Raw genomic sequence first — 1,786 nt, 5'->3', positions numbered from 1 at the left:
GGGGGTGTCCGAAAAGTCGAGACACCCTTTTTTTATTGTTGATCTTCTCTAAAATTATTATTTTAGAGTTGAACAAAATACAACAATGTCTAAGGTAGTTTTTAAAAATCAGACTGGCAATTGTCCAGAATTATTTCCGGCAAATATTTTTGATAAAATCCCTGATAATCATCCTGTTCGATTGGTTGATACAGTGGTTAACTCTCTGGATATCAGCGATATTATAAAGAGGTATAAGGGAGGCGGTACATCAGCCTATCATCCACGAATGATGATCAAAGTGCTGTTCTATAGCTATTTATCCAATGTGTATTCATGCAGGAAAATAGCCAAAGCACTCAATGAGAACATCCACTTCATGTTTATCTCAGGAAACTCAACCCCCGATTTCAGAACCATCAACGATTTCCGCGGTAAAATCTTAAAAGACTCCATCAAGACATTGTTTGCCGAAGTGGTAAAAATGCTTGTTGAGATGGGATATGTAAGCCTTGATGTACAATACATTGACGGAACCAAGATTGAAGCAAAATCCAATAAATACACTTTTGTCTGGCGTAAGACAGTTGAAAAGCACAAAGAAAGGTTAGAAGGTAAGATCAAGAGTGTTTTATCAGATATCGAAGAAAGCATCCTATCAGATAATCAAGAAGTTAATCAAGAAGAATTGCCTAAAAAAATTGATTCTGAAGAATTAAGGGAGCGGCTTTCAGCCATAAATAAAAAGCTAAAAGAGCCTTCAAAGAAGGTTGCCAAGGAGCTTCAAAAGCTTCAGGAAGAACATCTTCCCAAGCTGGAGAAGTATGAAAAAGACCTGGAGATTTTGGGGGATAGAAATTCGTACAGTAAGACAGATCATGATGCCACATTCATGAGAATGAAAGAGGACCACATGAAAAACGGACAACTAAAACCCGCTTACAATCCTCAGATATCAACTGAAAATCAATTCATTACCCATGCTACTATCCACCAAACAGCAGGGGATACCACCACTTTAAAATCCCACTTGGACAGTTTTGAAAAATCGTATAGCAAACAAAGTAAAGAGATAGTAGCTGATGCAGGATACGGCAGTGAGGAGAATTATGAAATGCTTGAAAAAAAGGGAGTTGATGCCTATGTGAAATACAATTACTTCCACATGGAGCAAAAGAAGAAGACAAAGAACAATCCTTTTCTTCCCCAAAATCTTTTCTACAATGCAGCGCAAGATTTTTACGTATGCCCCATGGGACAGCGGATGGAGAATGTTGGACAAGGAAAGCGCACTTCAAGCAATGGGTATGTATCTCAAGTAACTTATTATCAGGCAAAAAACTGTGAAGGATGCCCCTTAAGAGCACAATGCCACAAAGCGACAGGTAACAGAAGAATCGAAGTGAACCATAGGTTAAACTTCTTAAAACAGCAGGCCAAGGAAAAACTAATGAATAAAAAGGGGCTTGAACACAGGAGCAAAAGACCAATAGAGGCGGAAGCTGCGTTTGGCCAGCTGAAAAGCAATAATAAATTCAACAGATTTACACTCACTGGTTTAGAAAAAGTGGAATTAGAGTTCTTATTAATGGCAATTGGCCATAATCTGAGAAAAATGGTGGCTAAAAGTATGCACTCTGGACTAAAACTATCTAAAAAATCATCTTTGGGTTATAAACCCTACATTAGTCGACCAGTATTATACGTGTCAAGGAAAAAATCTAATCAAAAATCCCCAATCATGACTTTAGATTTTCAAAATCAAAAAATTGCAGCATAAAAAAGGCTGCCCTTTTCGGACAGCCCC

General features: G+C 37.8%; 1 protein-coding gene. It reads left to right on the top strand.

Annotated elements, in window-relative coordinates; translation table 11 throughout:
* Positions 1-85 precede the first annotated feature (85 nt).
* Complete coding sequence (locus ACFFIP_RS18960; RefSeq protein ID WP_382389364.1) at positions 86-1,759, top strand: IS1182 family transposase; 1,674 nt, start codon at positions 86-88, stop codon at positions 1,757-1,759.
* Positions 1,760-1,786 lie beyond the last annotated feature (27 nt).

This window comes from Fontibacter flavus, assembly GCF_042432905.1.
Classification (GTDB): Bacteria; Bacteroidota; Bacteroidia; order Cytophagales; family Cyclobacteriaceae; genus Fontibacter; species Fontibacter flavus.
The sequence above is the reverse complement of the archived record's forward strand: the minus strand, read 5'-3'. Positions and strand labels throughout refer to the sequence as shown.

What these genes read in the sequence shown, in the direction of transcription:
- ACFFIP_RS18960 (WP_382389364.1), top strand. Translation starts at nt 86, where the DNA reads ATGTCTAAGGTAGTTTTTAAAAATCAGACTGGCAATTGTCCAGAATTA.